This is a genomic window from Streptomyces sp. NPDC048383, assembly GCF_040651775.1.
Classification (GTDB): Bacteria; Actinomycetota; Actinomycetes; order Streptomycetales; family Streptomycetaceae; genus Streptomyces.
This window is the reverse complement of the sequence record NZ_JBEZKS010000023.1, coordinates 53,156-71,617: the sequence shown is the minus strand read 5'-3', so window position 1 is coordinate 71,617 and position 18,462 is coordinate 53,156. Positions and strand designations below refer to the sequence as shown.

Here is an 18,462-nt window from a genome sequence, read left to right as displayed (position 1 = left end):
GACGCACCGTCCGCGGGGATCGGCGGCATGCGGGCCGAAGACCCGCGTGCCGCCGCAGCGGCGGTGGTTACTCCGCCTCGCCCTCCAGGTTGCCCTCGGTGTCCAGGTAGACCTGGCGCAGGGATTCCAGGATCTGCGGGTCCGGCTTCTCCCACATGCCGCGGGACTCCGCTTCCAGCAGGCGCTCGGCGATGCCGTGCAGGGCCCAGGGGTTGGCCTCCTCCAGGAAGGCGCGGTTCGTCGGGTCCAGGACGTACGTCTCCGTCAGCTTGTCGTACATCCAGTCGGCGACCACGCCGGTCGTGGCGTCGTAGCCGAAGAGGTAGTCGACCGTCGCCGCCAGCTCGAAGGCACCCTTGTAGCCGTGGCGGCGCATCGCCTCGATCCACTTGGGGTTGACGACGCGGGCGCGGAAGACGCGGGAGGTCTCCTCGACCAGGGTGCGGGTCTTGACCGTTTCCGGGCGGGTGGAGTCGCCGATGTACGCCTCCGGGGCCGTGCCGCGCAGCGCGCGGACCGTGGCCACCATGCCGCCGTGGTACTGGAAGTAGTCGTCGGAGTCCGCGATGTCGTGCTCGCGGGTGTCCGTGTTCTTCGCCGCGACGGTGATCCGCTTGTACGCGGTCTCCATCTCGTCCCGGGCCGGGCGCCCTTCGAGGCCGCGGCCGTACGCGTACCCGCCCCACACCGTGTAGACCTCCGCCAGGTCGGCGTCCGTGCGCCAGTCACGGGAGTCGATCAGCTGGAGGATGCCCGCGCCGTAGGTGCCCGGGCGGGAGCCGAAGATGCGGGTCGTGGCGCGGCGCTCGTCACCGTGCTCGGCCAGGTCGGCCTGGGCGTGGGCGCGTACGAAGTTCGACTCGGCGGGCTCGTCCAGCGAGGCCGCCAGCCGCACCGCGTCGTCCAGGAGACCGATGACGTGGGGGAACGCGTCGCGGAAGAAGCCCGAGATGCGCAGTGTCACGTCGATGCGGGGGCGGCCCAGCTCGGCGAGCGGGATCGCCTCGATGCCGGTGACGCGGCGCGAGGCCTCGTCCCACACCGGCCGCACGCCCAGCAGCGACAGGGCCTCGGCGATGTCGTCGCCGGCCGTCCGCATCGCGCTGGTGCCCCACAGGGACAGGCCGACCGAGGCCGGCCACTCGCCGTTGTCCGTGCGGTAGCGGGTCAGCAGTGACTCCGCGAGCGCCTGCCCCGTCTCCCACGCCAGGCGCGAGGGGACGGCCTTCGGGTCCACCGAGTAGAAGTTGCGGCCCGTCGGCAGGACGTTGACCAAGCCGCGCAGCGGCGAGCCCGAGGGGCCGGCCGGGACGAAGGCGCCGTCCAGCGCGGACACCACGTGGGCGATCTCGTCCGTCGTGCCGGCCAGGCGCGGCACGACCTCGCGCGCGGCGAAGTCCAGTACGGCCGCCACGTCCGCGGAGTGGCCCGCCGTCACGCCGGCGACCGCGTCGAGCGACCAGTCCGCGTCCTCCATCGCCTGCACCAGCGCGCGGGCCTGCTCCTCGACGGCGTCGGCCGAGGTCCGCGTCGCCGCGGACTCGTCCAGGCCCAGCGCCTCGCGCAGACCCGGCAGGGCCGTGGTCCCGCCCCAGATCTGGCGGGCGCGCAGGATCGCCAGGACCAGGTTCACCCGGGCCGTACCGGTCGGCGCGCCGCCCAGCACGTGCAGCCCGTCGCGGATCTGGGCGTCCTTGACCTCGCACAGCCAGCCGTCGACGTGCAGCAGGAAGTCGTCGAAGCCGTCGTCGTCCGGACGCTCCTCCAGCCCCAGGTCGTGGTCCAGCTTCGCCGCCTGGATCAGGGTCCAGATCTGCGCCCGGATCGCCGGCAGCTTCGACGGGTCCATCGCCGAGATCTGCGCGTACTCGTCCAGGTGCTGTTCCAGCCGGGCGATGTCGCCGTACGACTCCGCGCGCGCCATCGGCGGCACCAGGTGGTCGACCAGGGTGGCGTGCACGCGGCGCTTGGCCTGCGTGCCCTCGCCCGGGTCGTTCACCAGGAACGGGTAGATGAGCGGCAGGTCACCGAGCGCGGCATCGGGCGCGCAGGACGCGGACAGGCCCGCGTTCTTGCCCGGCAGCCACTCCAGGTTGCCGTGCTTGCCCAGGTGGATCATCGCGTCGGCGCCGAAGCCGCCGTCCTGCTCCCGGGCCTGGATCCAGCGGTACGCGGCCAGGTAGTGGTGCGACGGCGGCAGGTCCGGGTCGTGGTAGATCGCGATCGGGTTCTCGCCGAAGCCGCGCGGCGGCTGGATCAGGATCAGCAGGTTCCCGCGGCGCAGCGCCGCCAGGACGATGTCGCCCTCCGGGTTCGCCGAGTGGTCGACGAACATGCTGCCGGGGGCCTCGCCCCAGTGCCGCTCCACGCTCTCGCGCAGCTCCGCAGGCAGCTGCGCGAACCAGCGCCGGTAGTCGGCGGCCGGGATGCGGACCGGGTTGCGGGCCAACTGCTCCTCGGTCAGCCAGTCCTGGTCGTGGCCGCCCGCCTCGATCAACGCGCGGATCAGCTCGTCGCCGTCGCCGGAGACCAGGCCCGGGATCCCGTCGGCGGGACCGAAGTCGTAGCCGCCGGCGATCAGGGTGCGCAGCAGCTCCACGGCGCTGGCCGGGGTGTCCAGGCCGACCGCGTTGCCGATGCGGGAGTGCTTGGTGGGGTACGCGGAGAGGACCAGGGCGACCTTCTTGTCGCGCCGGTCGATGTGCCGCAGCCGGGCGTGGCGCACGGCGATCCCGGCGACGCGGGCGGCGCGCTCGGGATCGGCGACGTAGGCGGGCAGGCCGTCCTCGTCGATCTCCTTGAAGGAGAACGGGACGGTGATCAGCCGGCCGTCGAACTCCGGGACCGCGACCTGCGTCGCGGCGTCCAACGGGGACAGCCCCTCGTCGTTCTCCTCCCAGGTGCCGCGGGAGCCGGTCAGGCACAGGGCCTGCAGGATCGGTACGCCGAGCGAGGCGAGGGCGCCCGCGTCCCAGGACTCGTCGTCGCCGCCGGCGGAGGCGGTCGCGGGGCGGGTGCCGCCGGCCGCGAGCACCGTCGTGACGACCGCGTCCGCCGACCGCAGAGCGGCGATCAGCTCCGGTTCGGGGGTGCGCAGGGAGGACACGTACAGCGGCAGCACCTGCGCGTCGTGGGCCTCGACGGCCTCGCACAGGGCGTGCACGAAGGCGGTGTTGCCGCTCATCTGGTGCGCGCGGTAGTACAGCACGGCGACGAGCGGGCCGGTGGTGCGGCCCGGGGTGCGCTCCAGGGGGCCCCAGGTCGCGGAGGCGGCGGGCGGCTCGAAGCCGTGACCCGTCAGCAGGACCGTGTCCGAGAGGAAGCGGGCGAGCTGGTCCAGGTTGGCCGGTCCGCCGTGCGCGAGGTAGCCGTGCGCCTCGGCGGCGATGCCGATGGGGACGGTGGACGCCTCCATCAGCTGCGCGTCCGGGGCCTGTTCGCCGGTGAGCACGACCACCGGACGGGTCTGGTCGGGAGCCAGGAGCAGGTCGAGGCCCTCCTGCCAGGCGCGCAGGCCGCCGAGGAGGCGTACGACGACCAGGTCGACGCCTTCGAGGAGCCCGGGGAGGTCGTCCAGGGGGAGGCGGGAGGGGTTCGCGAACCGGTACGGGACCGGGGCGTCCGCCGCGTTCGCCGCGCGGGCGCTCAGCAGATCGGTGTCGGACGTCGACAGCAACAGGATCATGCGGCGGCAGGCCTTCCTCGGGGTTTCCGCGCCCCGGGCAGTGAGGACAGCGGGAGTTCCTGACTCACCCCGCCGATCGCTCCGCGGGGTTCACAGTGGCGGGACCGCGCCGGATTCGCACCGGGCTTCCTCCCATGTCGCCGTCCTCGGCGACGACGGGCCGAACGGTCCGTCGGAAGGTCATCCTAGGCGGCCGGGTCCCTGGCCGGCAGCGGGGGTGAGGTGTTGCTCCGCCGGGGGTCCGGGGGCGGGGGTGCGGGTGGGGCGGGCGGGTTGGTCCGGGTGCGGGTCGTGGCTGGTCCGGGGGGTGGGGGTGGTGACGGACACAGGTCGGGGGTGGCCAATCGTGGGTATGCTCGCGGCCATGCCCCAGTCCCCTTCCGTCGCATCGCGGGACGAACCCGTCATACGGGACCGCGGTGACGCCTGCCCCGGCGCGCTGCGTCTGCACGCGGCGGACGACGGGCTGCTGGCGCGCGTCCGGATCCCCGGCGGGCTGCTCACGGTCGAGCAGGCCGCCGCGCTCGGGCTCGCCGCCGACCGGTTCGGGGACGGGCACCTGGAACTCACCTCGCGCGGCAACGTCCAGCTCCGGGGCCTGACGGAGGCCTGCGGCGCGGGACTCGCCGAGCTGCTGACGGCGGCCGGCCTGCTGCCCGCGCCCACCCACGAACGCGTGCGCAACATCGTGGCCACCCCGGTGTCCGGGCTCTTCGACGACGGGCGGCCCGACGTCACGCCGTGGGTCGGGGAACTGGACCGGCTGCTGTGCGCGAGCACCCGCGCGGCCGCCCTGTCCGGGCGGTTCCTGTTCGCCCTCGACGACGGCCGCGGGGACGTCGCCGCCCTCGACCCCGACGTGACCGCCCTCGCCCTGCCCGCGGGCCGGGCGCTGATCCGTCTCGGCGCGGCGGACGGCGCCCTCGACGTCGCCGCCGGCGACGCTCCCCGGGCGGCGCTGCTGGCCGCCGAGTACTTCCTGGACGCGGCCGCCTCCGCCGGTACCCGAGCCTGGCGGGTGGCCGAGTTGCCCGCGCAACACGGGCTGGACGAGAGCGAGTTGGGTCGGCGTTTGGCCGTCGCCGGCATCGAGGCCCGCCCCGTGCCCGAGGTGCGCCTGCCGTACGCGCCGCCGCCCCGCCCCTGGGGCAGCGGCGCGGGGGAGTCGACCCCCTTGTGCGTGCTGCCGCCCCTGGGTCGGTTCGACACCGGCCAGTGGGAGGTGCTCGTACAGGTCGCCTCCCAGGGGAACGGCGGCCTGCGCGTCACTCCTTGGCGGACCGTCGTGCTGCCGTCGGTGAGCACCACCGGGCTCGGCGGCGGCGCCGCCCTGATCGAGGCGGCCGGCCTGGTCGTCGCCGCCGACGATCCCTGGCAGTCCGTCACCGCCTGTACCGGGCGGCCCGGTTGCGCCAAATCCCTGGCCGACGTACGGGCCGACGCGCGCGCGGTCGTGGCCGGGTCGGCCGGAGCGCTGCCCGTGCACTGGTCCGGCTGCGAGCGCCGGTGCGGGCACCCGCGCGGCGCCGCCTGGGTGGACCTCGTCGCGACCGCCGACGCGTACGCGCTCTCCGTGCACGGACGGGACCCCGTACCGGTCCCTCGCCACGGCCTGGCGGCCGCACTCAAGGCCGCGCGCGACAGCAGGCCCGGCGACGGCGACAGCGGTACACGGCAGCAACAGCAACAGCAGCAGCAGTCATGACAACAGCCCCTCACCGCCGCAGTGAAGACAGTGAAGAAATGAGCGAGTACACCGTGTTCGAGTACGAGAAGGACGGCGCGGCCATCTACCGCCAGTCCTTTGCCACGATCCGCGCCGAGGCGGACCTCTCCGGGCTGCCCGCCTCGGTCGCCCAGGTCGCGGTGCGCATGATTCACGCCTGCGGCATGACCGACCTCCCCCAGGACCTCGGCTGGACCCCCGAGGTCGTGCTGCGGGCCCGCGCCGCCCTGGAGGCCGGCGCGCCGATCCTCTGCGACGTCCAGATGGTCGCCAGCGGGGTCACCCGTAAGCGGCTGCCCGCCGACAACGAGGTGATCTGCACCCTCTCCGACCCGGCCGTACCGGAACTCGCCGCGAGGATGGGCACGACGCGCAGCGCCGCCGCCCTCGAAGTCTGGCGCGACCGGGGCCTGTTGGAGGGCTCCGTGATCGCCGTCGGCAACGCGCCGACCGCCCTGTTCCGGCTGCTGGAGATGATCGAGGAGGGCGCTCCGCGCCCGGCCGCCGTCATCGGCGTGCCCGTCGGTTTCATCGGCGCCGCCGAGTCCAAGGACGCCCTCGCCGCGCACCCCTCGGGCCTCGACCACCTGATCGTGCGGGGCCGACGCGGTGGCAGCGCCATCGCGGCCGCCGCCGTCAACGCCATCGCGAGCGTGGCCGAATGAGCACCGCACCGACCAAGGGACGCCTCTACGGCGTCGGGCTCGGCCCCGGCGACCCGTCCCTCATGACCCTGCGCGCCGTCGAAGTGATCGCCCAGGCCAACGTGGTGGCCTACCACAGCGCCCGCCACGGCCGCTCGATCGCCCGCTCGATCGCCGCGAAGCACCTGCGCGACGACCACGTCGAGGAACCGCTGGTCTACCCGGTCACCACCGAGACCACCGACCACCCCGGCGGCTACCAGGGCGCGATGGAGGAGTTCTACGAGGCCTCCGCCGCCCGCCTCGCCGCGCACCTGGACGCCGGCCGCACCGTCGCGGTGCTCGCGGAGGGCGACCCGCTCTTCTACGGCTCCTACATGCACATGCACAAGCGTCTCGCCGACCGGTACGAGGCCGAGGTGATCCCCGGGGTCACCTCGGTGAGCGCCGCCGCCGCCCGGCTCGGCACCCCCCTCGTCGAGGGCGAGGAAGTACTGACCATCCTGCCCGGCACCCTGTCGGAGGAGGAGCTGACGGCCCGGCTCGCCGCCACCGACTCGGCCGTCGTGATGAAGCTCGGCCGGACCTTCCCCACGGTCCGGCGGGCCATGGAGAACAGTGGCCGGCTCGCAGAGGCCCGCTACGTGGAGCGCGCCACCATGGAGGGTGAACGCACCGGCCTGCTGGCGGACACGGACCCGGAGTCGGTGCCGTACTTCGCCGTCGCCGTCGTGCCCAGTCGGATCGGCAACCCGGGCAGCGTGCCGTCCGGCCCCGGCGAGGTCGCCGTCGTCGGCACCGGCCCGGCCGGGCCGCTGTGGATCACCGCCGAGACCCGGCGGGCGCTGGCCGACGCCGAGGTGCTCGTCGGGTACACGACCTACCTCGACAGGATCCCCGCCAAGCCGGGCCAGGTCAGGCACGGTTCCGACAACAAGGTGGAGTCCGAGCGGGCCGAGTTCGCCCTCGACCTCGCCCGGCGCGGCAAGCGGGTCGCCGTCGTCTCCGGCGGGGACCCGGGCGTCTTCGCCATGGCCACCGCCGTCCTGGAAGTGGCCGCGCAGCCCGAGTACGCGGAGGTGCCCGTACGGGTCCTGCCGGGGGTGACCGCCGCCAACGCGGCGGCCGCCGCGGCCGGAGCCCCCCTCGGCCACGACTACGCGACCATCTCGCTGTCCGACCGGCTCAAGCCGTGGGAGGTCATCGCGGAGCGGCTGCGCGCCGCGGCCGCCGCCGACCTGGTGCTCGCCCTGTACAACCCGGGCTCCCGCACCCGCACCTGGCAGGTGGCGCAGGCCCGGGAGCTGCTGCTGGAGCTTCGGCCGCCGCAGACCCCGGTGGTCGTCGCCCGGGACGTGGGCGGCCCGGAGCAGTCGGTGCGGATCGTCACGCTGGCCGAACTGGAGCCCGCCGAGGTCGACATGCGCACCATCCTGCTGATCGGCTCTTCGCAGACCCGGGTCACCGAACGGCCCGACGGATCGAGGGTCACCTGGACGCCGCGCCGCTATCCCTGAGCCGACCCGGCAGTTGACGGACCGTGGCGGGCGGTGAGGGCGGGACGGACGCGTCAGGCCGACCCGTCCCGCCCTTCACCGGTCTCCAGCCAGCGCACCACCGCTTCCGGCGATCCGGTCTCGGCGACCCCGGCCGGGACCGGAGGGCGGCGTACGACGAGGACCGGGAGGCCCGCCTCGCGGGCGGCCGTCAGCTTCGGGGCGGTCGCCGAACCACCGCTGTCCTTCGTCACCAACACGTCGATGCCGTGCCGGGCCAACAGCTCCCGCTCCGCGTCGAGGCCGAACGGGCCCCGCGCCAAGAGCACTTCCAGCCTCGGCGGTACCGCTCCGGCCGGCGGATCCACCGAACGCACCAGGAACCAGGTGTCGGTGAGCCCCGCGAACGCGTGCAGGCCGGTGCGGCCGGTGGTCAGGAAGGCCCGCCGGCCCAGCGACGGCAGGGCGGCGGCGGCCTCGGCGAGGGAGTCCGTGAAGGTCCAGTCGTCGCCGGGCTCCGGAGTCCACCCCGGGCGGCGCAGCGCGAGCAGCGGTACTCCCGAACTCTGCGCCGCCGCGGCCGCGTTGAAGCTCATCCGCTCCGCGAACGGATGCGTGGCGTCGACCAGGTGCGTCACACCGTGGGCGGCGATCCACTCGGCCAGACCGGTGGGCCCGCCGAAACCACCGACGCGGACCTCGCCCGGCGGCAGCACGGGCGCGGCGACCCGGCCCGCCAGCGAGGTCGTCACCCGGTACGCGCCCTGCCCCGCCAGCGCCTCCGCGAGGCGGCGGGCCTCCGTCGTACCGCCCAGCAGCAGCACGTGCCCGAGCGACACCCGGGCGGGCACGCCGCCGGCGGGGCCCGGTTCAGCAGGCATGCCGGTCGCGCTCGGCGGAGTACAGGTGGCTGTCGCGGAACTGCTCGGCGCCCAGCGTGCGGCCCACCAGGATCACCGCGGTGCGCACCAAACCCGCCTCCTTCACCTGGCCGGCGATGTCGGCGAGGGTTCCGCGCAGGACCAGTTCGTCGGGGCGGCTGGCCATGGCGACGACCGCCGCCGGGCAGTCCGCCCCGTAGTGCGGCAGCAGTTCCTCGACGACGCGGTCCGCGTACCGGGTGGCCAGGTGCAGCACCAACAGCGCGCCGCTGCGACCCAGCGTGGCCAGGTCCTCGCCGGCGGGCATCGGCGTGGCCTGCTGGGCGATCCGGGTCAGGATCACGGTCTGGCCGACGGTGGGCACCGTCAGCTCCCGCTTCAGCGCCGCCGCGGCCGCCGCGAAGGCGGGTACGCCGGGCACGACCTCGTAGGGGATGCCCGCCGCGTCGAGGCGGCGCATCTGCTCGGCGACCGCGCTGAACACGGACGGGTCGCCCGAGTGCAGCCGGGCCACGTCCTGACCGGCCGCGTGGGCCCGTACGAACTCGGCGACGATCTCGTCCAGGTTCAACCGCGAGGTGTCCACCAGCCGGGCATCCGCCGGGCATTCGGCGAGCAGCTCGCGCGGTACGAGACTGCCCGCGTACAGGCACACGGGCGAGACGGCCAGCCGTCGGGCACCGCGCACGGTGATCAGGTCGGCGGCGCCGGGGCCCGCCCCGATGAAGTACACGGTCATGTCCGTTCCGCCTCTGCCTCGTTCGTGCGGATCGCGCAGCTCGCGTCGTCCGCGTCGTGCGTCTCGTTCGCCGGGTCCGTCGCCCTCGTGGCGGGCTTCGTCACCGACCACTGGGTGACCGCCATCGCCTGGCGCCAGCCCGTGAAACCACCGACCGGCACGGCGTGCGCGACGGCCAGTTTCACCAGGTCACCGCCGTGCCGACGGTAGCGGTCGGTGAGGACCGCCTCCGATTCCAGGGTGACCGTGTTGACCACGAGCCGGCCGCCGGGGGCCAGCGCCTCCCACGCCGCGTCGAGCAGGCCCGGGGCGGTCAGCCCGCCGCCGATGAACACCGCGTCGGGGACGGGCAGTGCGGCCAGCGCGTCGGGCGCCGCGCCGGTGACCACGCGCAGCCCCGGGACACCGAGGGCGTCCGCGTTGCGGGTGATGCGGGCGGCCCGCTCCGGTACGCGCTCCACCGCCACCGCCCGGCAGGACGGGTGCGTACGCATCCACTCGATGCCGATGGAGCCGGAGCCGCCGCCGATGTCCCACAGCAGCTCGCCGGGGGCCGGCGCCAGCGCGCACAGGGTCGCGGCGCGCACGTGCCGCTTGGTGAGCTGGCCGTCGTGCTCGTACGCCGCGTCCGGCAGGCCCGGGGTCGCGCCGAGGCGCGGGGCCGGGTGCGCGGGGTCGCGCCGGCAGTCCACGGCGACCACGTTGAGGGCGTCACCGGGCGGGTGCTCCCACTGCTCGGCGGTCCCCTCGCGGAGGTCCTCCCGTTCGGAACCGAGCTGTTCCAGCACCCGCATCCGGCTGGGCCCGAAGCCCCGCGCGCGCAGCAGCGCGGCGATCTCGCCGGGGGAGGCGGCGCCCGCGCTCAGTACGAGCACCCGCCGGCCCTCGTGGAGGGCGGCCGTGAGCCGGGCCACGGGACGGCCGACGACGGTGACGACCTCGGTGTCCTCGACGGGCCACCCCAGGCGGGCGCACGCGTACGACACGGAGGACGGGTGGGGGTGGACCAGCAGCCGCTGCGGGCCCAGTTCCTCACTGAGCGCGCGACCGATCCCGTAGAACATGGGGTCCCCGCTGGCCAGTACGGCGATCCGGCGGCCCGCGTGTTCGGCGGTCAGCTTCGGCACGGCCGGCCGCAGCGGGCTCGGCCAGGCGACGCGCAGGCCGGCGCAGACGTCGGCGGGCAGCAGGTCCAGTTGGCGCGGCCCGCCGATCAGTACCTCGGCCGAGGACAGCGCGGACCGCGCGGCGGCGGCGAGCCCGGCCCAGCCGTCGGCGCCGAGGCCGACGACCGTCACCGGGGAGGGGGGTGCGGGGGAGCTCACTGCGCGGTACCTCGGGCAACGGGAGAAGGAGCGTGCGGGGGACGGACCCGCAGCTTACTGGGGTGGAGCCCGGGCTCCAGTGCCAGGGTGACCGCCATCGAGGCGCAGGCCAGGGAGGTGATCGCGACGGCCGGCGAGGTGTACTGGGCGACGGCTCCGGCGAGCGCCGCGCACACGCCCTGCATCGTCAGCATTCCGGCCGAGTGCAGCCCGAGCGCCTGGCCCCGGGTCCCTTCGGGGAGCAGCGGGAGGAGGCGTTCCTGCATGAGCAGCCCGGCCGAGTATCCGACGGAGGCGACGGTGACGGCGGTCGCGGCGACCAGTGGTCCGGGCTCCAGCAGGAACACCGGGTAGGGCGCGGCGAGCAGCAGCCGGAGCGGGGCCGCGAGCCGGATCCGCAGGTGGGCGGGCAACCACCGCCCGGCGACGGTGTCCCCGGCGAGCATGCCGGCGGCGGCGCAGCCGAACAGCAGCCCGGCATGTGCGGGGTCGTAGGGGACGAACAGGGATTCGCAGCCGACGATCAGCCCGTTGGGCACCCACAGGGCCAGGTAGAGCCGGCGGCGTGCCGGGTCGGAGAGGAGCAGGACGTTGACCCGCCAGGTCTCGCGGGCGGACGGGCGCCCGCCGGCCCGGGCGGGGCGACGGCTCAGGCCGAGGCGGACGGTGACCGCCGCGGCCGACCCCAGCCCGGCGGCCACCAGCAGGGCCCCGCTCGGGGAGAGCACGGCGAGCAGCAGCCCGCCGAGGGCGAATCCGGCGATCTGCGTCACGCCGGCGCAGACGGCGAGCAGGGACCGGCCGGCGAGGTAGTCGTCGGCGGGCAGGATCTCGGTGAGCAGCCCGTACCGGACCCCGCCCGCGAGGGAGTCGGCGAGGCCCTGGCCCAGGAGTACCGCGCACACCGCCCACCCGGACAGGCCGGGGAGGGCGAGCACGGCGGTGCCGGCGGCGGCGAGCACGGCCAGGGAGGCGAGGGCGGCGCGCGGGGGCAATCGGTCGGCGGCGGACAGCAGCAGGGTCGCGCCGAGCACCTGGGCGAGGGAGGGGCCGAACATGGCGAGGGCGGCGAGGAACGGGCTGCCGGTGCGGTCGTGGACGAGGACGCCGAGGGCGAGCCCGCCGACGGTGGCCGCGCCGGTGCGGAGCGCGGCGGCGGCGAAGAAGGGCGTGAACTCGGGGACACGGGCGAGCGAGCGGTAGGAGCGGGGCATGCGGGGAGTCTCGGTACGGGCGGGCGGGCGGCCCCAATGTTTCGCGTGGGCGCGAAAGGTGGCGGCGCCGCGGGGCGGTGGGTCGCCGTGACCGCGGGGCGGTGGGTCGCCCGGGCGCCCGGGGCGGGTGGGTCGCGTGCGGCGGGGGACACTGGCCCGGTCGGTGGTGGACGGGCGGGGGAGCGGGAGGCGGGGCGCATGGGGTGGTGGCGGATCGACACCGACGCGCTGGCGCGGAGCCGGTTCGTGGTGTCCGCGCTCGCGGAGACCACGGCCGCGCTGATGGCGTTGCACCGGCGGACCGCGACGCACCCCGCCGAGCGGGCCTGGCTGGAGGACCGGTTCCCGCACTACCGGGCCCGGCTGGCCGCCGAACCCCTGACCGCCGAGCTGGTACGGGCCGCCTTCGGCCGACGGTGGATCGCGGGGTACCTCACGCCGCCGCCCGACGGGCGCCCGTTCGAGGAGGAGCTGGCCTCCGTACGCGCGACCCCGGACGCGGTGGTGCGTACGGACCTGCGCGCCGCGTCCGGACTCCCCGACGCGCTCGTCCGGGCCCGGGGGCTGGGCCCGAGGACGGCGGAGCTGCTGGAGTGGGTGTGGGCGGAGGCCGTGCGCCCGGACTGGGAGCGCCGCCGCCGGGTCGCGGAGGCGGACGTCCTGGTCCGTACCCGGCACCTGGGCCGGGGCGGTCTGGCGGAGGCCCTGTCCGGGATGCGGCCGGACATGGCCTGGTTGGGCGAGGGGCGGCTGCGGATCAACCTCCAGCAGCGGCGGCCGCGCGAACTGTCGGGGGACGCCGGGCTGGTCTTCGTCCCCGTGACGCCGGGACACGGGTGGGTGAGCTGGACCGGGACCCGTCGGCACGCGCTGGTCTACCCGTGCGCGGGCCAGCTCACCCAGGGCGCCGCGCGGCCGGCCCCGCAGGCCCTGGTCCGGCTGCTGGGGCCGGTCCGGGCGAAGGTGCTGGTCCTGCTGGAGAGCCCGAAGTCCACGACGCAGCTGGTGGCGTTGACCGGGTACAGCCTGGGCGCGGTCGCCGGGCAGCTGAAGGTCCTCCTCGCGGCGGGCCTGGTACTGCGCCGGCGCACCGGCCGCACGGTCCTGTACAGCCGGGTCGCGGCGGGCGACGTCCTCGTCGCGGCGTCGACCCCGGGCCCGGCCTGACCGCGGTCAGGGGCTGCGGTCCCCGCCCGGGTGGATCCGTACGGCGGCTCGGCCGGGGCCGTCGGTGTGGGACGGGGGTCCGGGCGCGGGATCCGGTGCGGCGGGCGTCCGCCGGTGAGCGCCCCCTGGCGCCCCCCGGACGCCTCCGGGCGCCCCGGGTCGGGGCCTGACCGGGCCGGGCGGGCCGCCCGACAATCGGGGGTATGGACGACACTCCGGACAACCACCCAGAAGCCCGGGACGACCACGCCGTGGTCCTCGGGGCCGGTCTCGCCGGGCTGCTGGCGGCACGGGTGCTCGCGGAGCGGTTCGCCCGCGTCACCGTGGTCGAGCGGGACGAACTGCCGCGCGACGGGCCCGCGTTCCGACCCGGCGTACCGCAGTCCCGGCACGCGCACGTGCTGTGGTCGCGGGGCGTGGACGTGATGGAGCGACTGCTGCCGGGACTCACCGCCGCCCTGCGCGAAGGCGGCTCCGCCCTGCTGGAATCGCCGCGCGACTTCCTGTGGCTGAGCCCGGCCGACTGGTTCCGTTCCGTACCCGGCGCCCCCGTCCTGGTCGGCAGCCGCGAGCTCATCGACTGGTGCGTGCGTCGGGCCGTGCTGGGCGACCCGCGGATCCGGATCCTCGACGGCCGCCCGGCGGACGGACTCCTCGCCGGGCCGGACGGCCGCTCGGTGACCGGGGTGACCCTGCGCGGCGGCGAACCGCTGGCCGCCGGCCTCGTCGTCGACGCCACCGGCCGCACCTCCAAGGCCCCGACCTGGCTGGCGGCCCTCGGCCACCCCGTCCCGGCCGTCACCCGCTACGACTCGCACCTCGGCTACTCCAGCCGCCTCTACGCCGCCCCGCCGGACCCGGGCCGGCGCTGGCACGGCATGTACGTCCAGGGCCGCCCGGACAGTCCGCGCGGCGGCGTACTGGTGCCGCAGGGTGGGGACCGCTGGCTGGTGACCCTCATCGGCAACGGCGAGCACGCCCCCTCCACCAAGGGCGAGGAGTTCCTCGACTTCGCGGGGAGCCTGCGCAGTCCCGCCCTGCACGACGCGATCCGGGGCGCGACCCCGCTGTCCGACCCCACCGGTTTCCGCGGCACCGCCAACGAGCGGCGACACTACGAGCGCATGGACCGCCGGCCCGACGGATTCCTGGTCCTCGGCGACGCGGCCTGCCGCTTCAACCCGGTCTACGGACACGGGATGACGGTCGCCGCGCTCACGGCGCAGGCCCTGCAAGGGGCCATCGCCGGGCTCACCCCCGCGCAGGTCCGGGCGGCCACCCACCGGATCCAGCGGGCCACCGCGGACGAGGCGTCCGTCGCCTGGCAGATCGCCACCAGCGAGGACCTGCGCTACCCGCAGACGGAGGGGCCGCCGCCCGACCGGGCGACCCGGGTCCTCCAGCGCTACATGTCCCGCGTCATGGTCGGTGCCAACGCCGATCCCGCGCTCTCGTCCCGGTTCTTCGGGGTGTTGTCGCTGTCGACCCCGCCCAACGCCCTGCTCGGCCCCGCGACGATGGTCCGGGTCCTGTCGAAGTGGCGGCTGCCGACCAGCCCGGCCACCCCCGCCTACCCGCCGCACCACCCGCCGCCACCGGCGGCGTGAGGACCGTCGACCCGTTCCTCAGCCCGCCGGGCCCGCCGTCGCGCGCTCGTACAGGGCGCGGGCGTCCGCACCGAGGTAACTGCTGTACGAGGTCGACTCGTCCCCGCCGCCGTCACGGCCGCCGATCACCCCGATCAGGGTCCGGCCCCGGTCCCCGGTCAGGACGGGGCCGCCGCTGGTGCCGTTGGGTACGTCGGCGCAGTCCAGTCGCAGCTGCGCGGGACCGGCGGCGACGGCCGTGTTGGCGCAGCCCAGCGGCTCCTCGGCGTCGTTCGGGTAGCCCACCAGCCTGGCCATCGTGGGGAGTTCGGGACCGAAGCCCGGCGTCATGGCGCCGGTGAGCGCCTCCAGCCGCGCACCGGACCCGCCCGCACCGGGCGCGCCCGCGCGGCGCACCCTGAGGAAGGCGACGTCGTGGTCCGGGTCCGCGGAGCGGACCCAGCGCGGGTCGACCTCGATGCGGGTGGGGACCCAGACGCCGTAGGGGGCGACGCCGTCCCGGTAGCCGGGGACGAACGCGAGGTTGGTGCGGAAGCCGCCCTGGTGGACGCAGTGCGCGGCGGTGACGACGAGGTCGCCGCCCGGGGAATGGAGCACGCTCCCGGAGCAGTGGTGGTCGCCGTCCCAGTCGAAGCCCGGGGAGAACAGTGCCCCGATCGCCGGCTCGGCCGGCACGGGCCGGGCCTCCAGCGGGTCGGAGGGCCGCCGGGCGGCGGCCGGGTCCGGTCCGGTCGCGGCGAACGGGCGGGCGTCGGGCGGAGCCTCCTCGCGCAGGGCCTCCCGTACGTCCGCGCCCGCCCGGTCCGCCGGCCCGCGGTCCTGTACCCAACTGCCGCGCCCCGCGTCGCCCCGGGCGACGGGCCCGAACAGCGCGCTCAGCTCCACCCGGTGGGCGAAGCCACCGGCCAGCAGGGCGCAGCCGGCGACGGCGGGCAGGAGGACCCGTACGGTCCGCCCCGTCGTCCACCCCGGCATCAGGTGCTCCCGCCCTCGTCGGTCATCCAGCGTCCTTCCACGTGTCATCGAACTGCCCTGACCTCCAGGCGACTTGCGCACCGGTAACCAAGGGAGAGGTCGGCCGGTTCAGGCTTCGGGTCGGGCGCGGCGGGTCAAGCCCGGTCGGCCCTGCCACCCACACCGCCCGGCAACTCCGCGCCGTCCGCGCAGCGTCGGTGCCGGCGGGTCACGTCACCTCAGGGCGCGAGGGCGAACTCCCGGGTCGCTTGCGCGAGGTCGGTGAGGAACCGGGCCTGGTCGAAACCCTCGTTCTCGACCGTGCCCGGAGGAGGCGCGTGCATGAAACTGAAGTGACCGGCGCCCGGCACGACGCGAAGGTCGACCCGGGTCGGCGCACCCTTCAAGCGGACGGCCTGCTCGACGGGCGTGATGGTGTCCGTCTCCCCCGCGAAGACGAGCATCGGCGCCGTCACCCCGTCCAAGGCGTCCGGAGCGGCGAACCAGCCGGCAGCGGGCGCGTACAGGACGAGACGGCCGACGCGTGGCTCGCGCGGGACATCCAGCGGTCTGCCGTCCCGCCCCCGGGGCGTCGCACCGGCGAGACAGAGGCCGGCCCAACCACCGATCGAATGGCCGACCACGACAACGTCCGCGTCATCGGATGCCCACCGGTGGAGCGCCTCGATCAACCCGGCCGGGCGCGCGAGCAGCTCGGCGGTGGTCGGCTCCCGAGCGGCAAAGCGCTCGAAGTGCGGCGCGATGACCTGGCAGCCATCGGCTGCCAGGTCCTCCAGTAGGGGGCGGTAACGCTCCGGATCGCCGCCCGCTCCCGTGGCGAAGAGCACGACGCGCTCATGCTTCGTGGGACCAAGCGTCAGTGCTCGCATCTCGCTCCTTCACCATGGGGCCGTTCCCGAAGCCGGCCCGCGGGTCACTCCGTGCTCGGCTCCGGCCAGGCTACGCGCAGCGGATCGCGGCTCCCGGGAGCGGCCCCCCGTCGCCGGTCATCGGCGGAGGGCGACCGCTGCCCGGTGGCCCTCCGGGACGCGGACGTCCGTCAGGGACCAGCCCGGGGGCTGGGCCGGGTGGTGGCCCGCGCCCACGTAGTCCGCCGCCGGATTCTCCGACAGTCCCACGCCCAGCCCCTTGAGGTAGGCCTCCTTGCGGGTCCACACCCGGGTGAAGGCCGCCGACCGTCCCGCGGCCGGTAGTGCGGCGAGTTCCGCCGCCTCCCTCGGGTGCAGGACGTCGGCGGTGTCCGCGATGACGCCCGGGGCGACCAGTTCCTCCACGTCCACGCCGACCGGCGCGTCCGCGAAGGCCAACAGGCTGAGCCCGGTGCAGTGCGACAGGGAGAAGTGCAGGGCCCCGCCCGGCAGTACGGGCCGTCCGTGCGGCTCGTCGCAGTGCGAGCACGGCGCCCGCTCGACGGTCACCTCGCGCGGGGTCAGGCCCAGGTAGGCGCCGAGCAGCCGGCGCAGCGCCACGTGCGCGCAGACGTAGCCGTCCCGGTCGGCGGCCCGCGCGAACTCGGCCGCCCGCGCGAGCTCCTGGGCGTCCAGCGTGCCCGGCGCGTGCCGGGCGGCGTGCGCCCTGTAGGCGCTGGTGTCCACGAGCCACAGCTGCGGACTCGCCGGCACCACCACCGCCCGGGCGGGACCGGGATCGGTCAGCGTACGCGGAACCAGGAGTCGGTCGTCGGTGGTCGCGAGGGCCATCGCGTGCCCCTCACACCGAGGCCGCGACGGGCGCCCGCTCCGCGGCCGGCTCCTCGGCGTGCACCGGGTGGCGCAGGGCCAGGACGGCGGCGACCGGCGAGACGAAGGCGATCGCACCGCACACCAGCCAGGTCGTCTGGACCCCGATGACCAGCGACAGCGAGCTGAAGACGGCGATGGAGATCGGGGCGGTGCCGATCCCGGCGAGGGACAGGGTGGACATCGCGGCGCCCATCCGGTCCTCCGGCGCGGACTGCTGGTACAGGGTGACGATGGCCGGGCCGTTGAGCCCCGACAGCAGGCCGACCCCGGCCGCGACGGCCGTCAGCGAGAGCACCGAGGGCATCAGCGCCATCACGAGGATCCCGGCGGCCAGGCCGACGCCGGTCACCACGAGCCGTACGAACATGGGGATGCGGTGCGCGAGGGCCGCGCCGACCGCGCTGGAGCCCAGGGCGCCCACGCTGAACGCCGCGAGGACGATGCCGACCGCGCTCACGCCCCAGCCGCGCTCGGAGACCAGCAGCGGCAGCGCCACCTCGGCGGGCCAGCTGAACGCCAGGTCCAGGCAGAGGGCGGCGACGAACATCCACCGCAGCCGCGGGTGCCGGGCCAGCAGCCGGAACCCGTCCCCGGACCGCTTGACCAGGGAGACCCCCGGTTCCGGCTTCGGGCGGACGAACCCGTGGGTGACGTGGAGCAGGCAGCCGAGCCAGACGGCGCCGGTCACCGCGCCGACCAGCATCGCCACCCACAGTTCGCCGACGGTGATCAGGAGCGCGCCGGCGGGGGCGCCGAGGATGGGCGCCACCCGCAGCACCATCGCGTACAGGGAGTTGGCGCGGGCGAGCTGGTCGCCCCGGGCGAACATGGGCAGCAGGACACCCGACGCCGGACCCGCCAGCCCCAGCAGGATCCCCTCGATCAGGGCGATCACCACCAGCGGCCACAGCTCCTGGGTGGTGGCCGTGACCACCGCGCCGACGGCGAGCAGCGCCACCCGGGCCGCCGTGGTGCGCAGCAGGACGAAGCGGGGGCCGAGGGTGTCGGCGACGGCCCCGCCGAAGATGAGCATGAGGGCGCGCGGCACGGTCGCGGCGAGCATCAGCAACGTCACGGCGCGGGTGCCGCCGAGCTCGACCGCCGTCCAGTTCATGGCGATCAGCAGGGCGAAGCTGCCGAGTTGCACGGCGGCCTGGCCACCGACGAGGGAACTGACGCGGCCCCACTGCACCCGCTCGTGGTCGGGGGGCCGGACGGGCTGCGGTACGGGGGTGTCCATGGAGCACCTTCTCTGGGAGGC

14 protein-coding genes and 1 riboswitch are annotated in these 18,462 nt (G+C 75.4%); of the genes, 5 read left to right on the top strand and 9 right to left on the bottom strand.

The genetic code is table 11. From position 1 onward, the window contains the following. Nucleotides 1-67 precede the first annotated feature (67 nt). Entirely contained in the window at nt 68-3,685 is a 3,618-nt protein-coding gene (cobN, locus tag AB0D46_RS18060; RefSeq protein WP_362878445.1) for a cobaltochelatase subunit CobN, read from the bottom strand. A gap of 53 nt (nt 3,686-3,738) precedes the next feature. Next, nucleotides 3,739-3,817, bottom strand: a riboswitch (cobalamin riboswitch). A gap of 232 nt (nt 3,818-4,049) precedes the next feature. Here cobN and cobG point away from each other — a divergent pair. The 3 genes from cobG to AB0D46_RS18045 are packed head-to-tail and all read left to right on the top strand — an operon-like array spanning nt 4,050 to nt 7,572. Further along, nucleotides 4,050-5,390 (top strand): precorrin-3B synthase, encoded by a 1,341-nt coding sequence (cobG, locus tag AB0D46_RS18055; RefSeq protein WP_362878443.1) that lies wholly within the window; start codon nt 4,050-4,052, stop codon nt 5,388-5,390. Nucleotides 5,391-5,428: 38 nt separating this feature from the next. After that, nucleotides 5,429-6,076 (top strand): precorrin-8X methylmutase, encoded by a 648-nt coding sequence (locus AB0D46_RS18050; RefSeq protein ID WP_362878441.1) that lies wholly within the window; start codon nt 5,429-5,431, stop codon nt 6,074-6,076. After that, nucleotides 6,073-7,572: a precorrin-2 C(20)-methyltransferase gene (locus tag AB0D46_RS18045; RefSeq protein ID WP_362878439.1), complete on the top strand. Its 1,500-nt coding sequence runs from the start codon at nt 6,073-6,075 to the stop codon at nt 7,570-7,572. Before AB0D46_RS18050 ends, AB0D46_RS18045 begins: the two co-directional genes overlap by 4 nt. A gap of 53 nt (nt 7,573-7,625) precedes the next feature. Here AB0D46_RS18045 and AB0D46_RS18040 read toward each other — a convergent pair whose 3' ends face one another. The 4 genes from AB0D46_RS18040 to AB0D46_RS18025 are packed head-to-tail and all read right to left on the bottom strand — an operon-like array spanning nt 7,626 to nt 11,710. Beyond that, nucleotides 7,626-8,432: a cobalt-precorrin-6A reductase gene (locus AB0D46_RS18040; protein ID WP_362878437.1), complete on the bottom strand. Its 807-nt coding sequence runs from the start codon at nt 8,430-8,432 to the stop codon at nt 7,626-7,628. Next, nucleotides 8,422-9,171 carry a precorrin-4 C(11)-methyltransferase gene (gene cobM, locus AB0D46_RS18035; protein ID WP_362878435.1) on the bottom strand — a complete coding sequence of 250 codons (750 nt, stop codon included), beginning with the start codon at nt 9,169-9,171 and terminating at the stop codon, nt 8,422-8,424. Before cobM ends, AB0D46_RS18040 begins: the two co-directional genes overlap by 11 nt. Next, a complete protein-coding gene (gene cbiE, locus AB0D46_RS18030) occupies nt 9,168-10,496 on the bottom strand; it encodes a precorrin-6y C5,15-methyltransferase (decarboxylating) subunit CbiE (RefSeq protein WP_362878434.1) in 1,329 nt (442 codons plus the stop codon). Before cbiE ends, cobM begins: the two co-directional genes overlap by 4 nt. Continuing rightward, on the bottom strand, nt 10,493-11,710 hold the full coding sequence (locus AB0D46_RS18025; RefSeq protein WP_362878432.1) for an MFS transporter: 1,218 nt from the start codon (nt 11,708-11,710) through the stop codon (nt 10,493-10,495). The genes cbiE and AB0D46_RS18025 overlap by 4 nt, the downstream gene beginning before the upstream one ends. 198 nt (nt 11,711-11,908) lie before the next feature. On the opposite strand from AB0D46_RS18025, the gene AB0D46_RS18020 reads away from it, so the two are divergent. Next, on the top strand, nt 11,909-12,877 hold the full coding sequence (locus AB0D46_RS18020) for a transcriptional regulator (protein ID WP_362878431.1): 969 nt from the start codon (nt 11,909-11,911) through the stop codon (nt 12,875-12,877). 203 nt (nt 12,878-13,080) lie between these two features. Next, nucleotides 13,081-14,484 (top strand): hypothetical protein, encoded by a 1,404-nt coding sequence (locus AB0D46_RS18015; protein WP_362878429.1) that lies wholly within the window; start codon nt 13,081-13,083, stop codon nt 14,482-14,484. An 18-nt stretch (nt 14,485-14,502) separates the two neighbouring features. Here the strand turns inward: AB0D46_RS18015 and AB0D46_RS18010 are convergent, their stop codons facing one another. The 4 genes from AB0D46_RS18010 to AB0D46_RS17995 all read right to left on the bottom strand — a co-directional run bounded on the left by AB0D46_RS18010 (nt 14,503) and on the right by AB0D46_RS17995 (nt 18,441). After that, nucleotides 14,503-15,459, bottom strand: coding sequence for a trypsin-like peptidase domain-containing protein (locus AB0D46_RS18010; protein WP_362878427.1), 957 nt, complete (start codon nt 15,457-15,459; stop codon nt 14,503-14,505). 218 nt (nt 15,460-15,677) lie between these two features. Then, nucleotides 15,678-16,328, bottom strand: coding sequence for an alpha/beta fold hydrolase (locus AB0D46_RS18005; protein WP_362878425.1), 651 nt, complete (start codon nt 16,326-16,328; stop codon nt 15,678-15,680). 117 nt (nt 16,329-16,445) lie between these two features. Further along, nucleotides 16,446-17,159 (bottom strand): 4'-phosphopantetheinyl transferase superfamily protein, encoded by a 714-nt coding sequence (locus AB0D46_RS18000; RefSeq protein WP_362878423.1) that lies wholly within the window; start codon nt 17,157-17,159, stop codon nt 16,446-16,448. A 10-nt stretch (nt 17,160-17,169) separates the two neighbouring features. Next, nucleotides 17,170-18,441 carry an MFS transporter gene (locus AB0D46_RS17995; RefSeq protein ID WP_362878421.1) on the bottom strand — a complete coding sequence of 424 codons (1,272 nt, stop codon included), beginning with the start codon at nt 18,439-18,441 and terminating at the stop codon, nt 17,170-17,172. Nucleotides 18,442-18,462: the final 21 nt, after the last annotated feature.